4 protein-coding genes are annotated in these 3,731 nt (G+C 49.3%); 3 read left to right on the top strand and 1 reads right to left on the bottom strand.

The window, feature by feature from the left end; all coding sequences use genetic code 11:
* On the top strand, positions 1–933 hold a 933-nt coding region (locus DT343_RS17915), incomplete at its 5' end, for an IS256 family transposase, variant Zn-binding type (protein WP_220116395.1).
* A 104-nt stretch (positions 934–1,037) separates the two neighbouring features.
* Positions 1,038–2,393: a SulP family inorganic anion transporter gene (locus tag DT343_RS17910; protein WP_220116394.1), complete on the top strand. Its 1,356-nt coding sequence runs from the start codon at positions 1,038–1,040 to the stop codon at positions 2,391–2,393.
* Positions 2,394–2,529: 136 nt separating this feature from the next.
* Here the strand turns inward: DT343_RS17910 and DT343_RS17905 are convergent, their stop codons facing one another.
* The gene (locus DT343_RS17905) at positions 2,530–3,168 is read right to left on the bottom strand and encodes a MerR family DNA-binding transcriptional regulator (protein ID WP_258522454.1); all 639 of its coding nucleotides are present in this window, start codon (positions 3,166–3,168) and stop codon (positions 2,530–2,532) included.
* 125 nt (positions 3,169–3,293) lie between these two features.
* Here DT343_RS17905 and DT343_RS17900 point away from each other — a divergent pair, with 125 nt between their 5' ends.
* Positions 3,294–3,584 (top strand): hypothetical protein, encoded by a 291-nt coding sequence (locus DT343_RS17900; protein WP_181669085.1) that lies wholly within the window; start codon positions 3,294–3,296, stop codon positions 3,582–3,584.
* Positions 3,585–3,731: the final 147 nt, after the last annotated feature.

The following is a 3,731-nucleotide window of genomic DNA, read 5'->3' as shown; positions in this document are numbered from 1 at the left end:
TTTAGCGAGGTCAAAAGCTTTGAACACAAAAAATGCTTTTTCTGTGGCTCAAAACAGGTCAAAAAAGACGGCAGACAAAATCATCAGCAACGATACAAATGCCGGCAATGCGGTAAGCGTTTTAGCAGCAAAAAGCGTCTTAACCCTCAAGAGTTGTGGACACTTTATAGTAGCGGCAAACAAAGCATGCAAGAGCTCGCCCAACGTTTTTCCTGCAGCCGTAAAACCATTGCTAGATATCTCAAACAAGCCCAACTTAGAGAGCCTGAACAACGGCATTTTTCATCAGTCAATATCATCATGGATACTACCTACTTTGGACGTAAATTTGGTGTGATGGTGCTGTATGACAGCATCAGCCGACAAGCCTTATCGGTCAGCGAGGTTAAATCAGAAAGCAATGCATTGTATCGACAAGCCATACGAGAGCTACAAGAAAAAGGAATACATATTCAGAGTATTATCTGCGATGGAAGAAGAGGATTAACCTCATTATTTCCCGATATTCCCATACAGCTTTGTCAATTCCACCAAGTCAAAACCATTAACCGTTATCTGACAAGAAAACCTCAAACAGCAGCGGCAGTAGATTTAAAACAACTTGCCTTAAGCCTAAAAAACAGCAGCAAAGCGGCATTTGAAGAGCATTTGAATAACTGGCATAAGCAGCATAAAGACTTTCTCAACGAACGTAGCTCAAATCCCGAAACAGGTAAATCACACTATAGGCACAAACGTTTAAGAAGTGCTTATAACAGTCTGAGGCGCAATCTGCATTGGCTTTTTACCTTTGAAGATTATCCGGAGTTAAACCTGCCAAAAACCACCAATTTGCTTGAAGGAAAATTTGGTGATCTGAAAAGACTTTTAGCTTGTCATTGCGGCATGGAAAAGGACAATAAGGTTAAGTTTATAAAAGATTATTTTGCTTAAAAAACGCTAGATAGCACCTATTTTGTCCCTTAGGGCTAAAGAACTCGAAAACAGCACCTAAAATGTCCCTTTGCCCCATTGTGCAGCAACACGGCGTCGGCGGTTTGCTGATTGCCACTTTCCTGAGCGGCGTGATGCTGTTTCTGATGGGCTGTTTGCGCATGGGGATTTTGATTAAGTTTATTCCCGTGGCGGTGATTATCGGCTTTACCAATGGGATTGCGGTCTTAATCGGCATGACGCAGATTAAGGATTTTCTCGGTTTGCGGATTAGCGAGATGCCGGCAGGTTTTTTCGCGCAAATTCGGGCATTATTTCAAGCCTTGCCCTCGTGGAATCCGCAGGCTTGCGCCACGGCGCTGACTTCGCTGGCGGTGATTATCGCTTGGCAGAAGATTATGAAAAGGCGGGTGAATCTGCCCGAGGCGGCGGGATTGCTGCCGCGCGTACAGGGGTCTTTGGCGCTGATTCCGGGCTCGATTATTGCTCTGATTTTTGCCACGTTGATGACGAAGGGTCTGCATTTGTCGGTGGAGACAATCGGTTCGCGCTTCGGCGGTATTCCGCAGGGTTTGCCGCAGTTCAGTTTGCCGCATATTTCTTGGGCGGCGGTCGGCGCTTTATTGATGCCGGCTTTTACTTTGGCGATTTTGGGCGCGATTGAGTCTTTGCTCTGCGCGCGGGTGGCGGACAGTCTGATTAAGGATAAGCATGATTCCAATCAGGAGCTCTTGGCGCAGGGAATTGCCAATATGAGTATGCCTTTTTTCAGCGGTATGCCTGCTACCGGTACGATTGCACGCACGATTACCAATATTAAGAACGGCGGCAGCAGTCCGATTGCCGGCATGGTGCATGCCTTGGTGCTGCTTTTGGTGGTCTTGATTGCCGCGCCGCTGGCGCAATATATTCCGCTTGCCGCCTTGTCGGCGATTTTGATGTTTGTGGCTTGGAATATGGGCGAGTGGCGGGAATTTTTGCGTTTGCGCAGTTTCCGTCTGCCTTACCGCCTGACTTTATTGACGGTATTCGCGCTGACGGTAATTGTGGATGTGAGCGTGGCGGTGGAAGTGGGATTGCTTTTGGCTTGTCTGATTTTTATTTACCGCATTTCCAGTTTGACGATTGCCGAGCCGCTGACGGATGCGCCGCAGGATGTGCCGGCATATAAGCTGACCGGCGCACTCTTTTTCGCGGCGACGAAATTATTAGAGCGGATTGAGTATCAGCAGGGCAAGGCGATGGTCTTGGATTTTTCAGGCGTGATTTATATCGACAGTTCGGGCGCGGAAACTTTAGAGGAGTTATTGGAATTTTATCAGGAGCGCAATATGCCCCTGCTGATTTGCGGTTTGCGTCCGCAGCCGCAGGATATTCTCAGGCGCTGCGGTTTGATAGAGAAAGTGGGCGCGGAGAATCTTTTCCCCGACCGCCACGGCGCCTATCGGCATCTCATGTGAATCACAATAAGCCGTCAATAGCGACGGCAATCTCGCTCATTTTCGATGAGTTATTCCGCTTTCAGCGCAATCCAGCATTCGTGATAATCGCATAAGCCGTAATCCGCATGCCGAGCGGTACAGAGATACTAGGCAATCACATGCGCAGCTTCGCCGTCGGCATCCGCCCATTCGAGCAGCGCCTTGAGATTATGGCGTCCGTCCCGCCCGAAGAAACACAGCAACCCATGCAGATAAGGCATAGGTGCGGCATCGGCGGAGCGCAATAATTGCTCGTCCTGCGCCGCCCTATACCGCTGCGCCACAAACCTGCACGCCACTCGGCATTTTCGCCGAGCATCAGCACATCCACCGCCTGCATCAGCACAAGATATTGTTTGATTTCAGCCGCATTATTCAAATCCACGGCATAAATCGCCGGCATTTGCGCGCGTATCCGTTCAGGCGCGGCGGCGCTTAAGGTCTGCACACGCTGCAATGCCTGCGTTTTTATACGGATTTTCGCTAAAGTTTCCTCCATACGCCGCATATTCTCGCGCAAAGCCTGCTCGCTTTCGGCAAGCAGTGCCTGCAAATCGGTAAGCTGCATATGCGGCGTTTGCTTAATCTGTTCAATCGAAATGCCCATATTGCGATAATCCAGCACATCCAGCAGCATAAGCGTATTCCGAGATACCTGCCGATAATCGTTATTCAGGCGGCGCTCAAACCGCACCAAGCCCTCTTTATCCCAATAACGTAATGTAGAAGCAGGAATTTCCAGCATTTTCGCCACATCCGAAAACGCAAAATCTCCGGCAATCCGTAAAATCCCGACTCTTTTTCTTCACTCATCGCTTGACCTTAAAGTTACTTTAAGCTGTTAAATGCCCTGCCTAGTTTTCAACGAGCCTGAAAAAAATGCAAGACTACTCTCTCGCCGCCATGCAAGCCGCCACACCCAAAGTGTTCCTGAAATTTGCGCTGCCCAGCATCGTTACCATGCTGTTTTTCGGGCTGCAAAATCTCATCGCCGCCCTGAGAGGCGTCATCTTTATCGCCATCGGCATGGCAATCCTGCCGCGCCTGTTCGGCACGGACGGCATTTGGCTGACTCTCATCGCCAGCGAATGCCTAGGACTCTTGGCGGCAATCTGGCTGCTCAAACAACTGCATCGCCACCTCGACAGCAAAACCATAGCGGCGGTATGATTATGCTGCCGCTTCTAGAGTCCTATAATTAATACGTTATAAACCCGCAGTATCATCGGGTTTAAGATTTGAATTTAAAATGTGCTTATGACAATGCCTGCACCGCCTCGCGGCTCAAGCGTTCCACTTCCGCCCAGTTCTGCGCGG

It is taken from the genome of Brevundimonas vesicularis, assembly GCF_900445985.1.
GTDB lineage: Bacteria > Pseudomonadota > Alphaproteobacteria > Caulobacterales > Caulobacteraceae > Brevundimonas > Brevundimonas vesicularis_D.
This window is presented reverse-complemented; position numbering and strand designations above follow the sequence as displayed.

Bases quoted from the DNA above. Each gene is read 5' to 3' on its own strand.
- DT343_RS17900 (WP_181669085.1), top strand. From the start codon at position 3,294: ATGCAAGACTACTCTCTCGCCGCCATGCAAGCCGCCACACCCAAAGTG.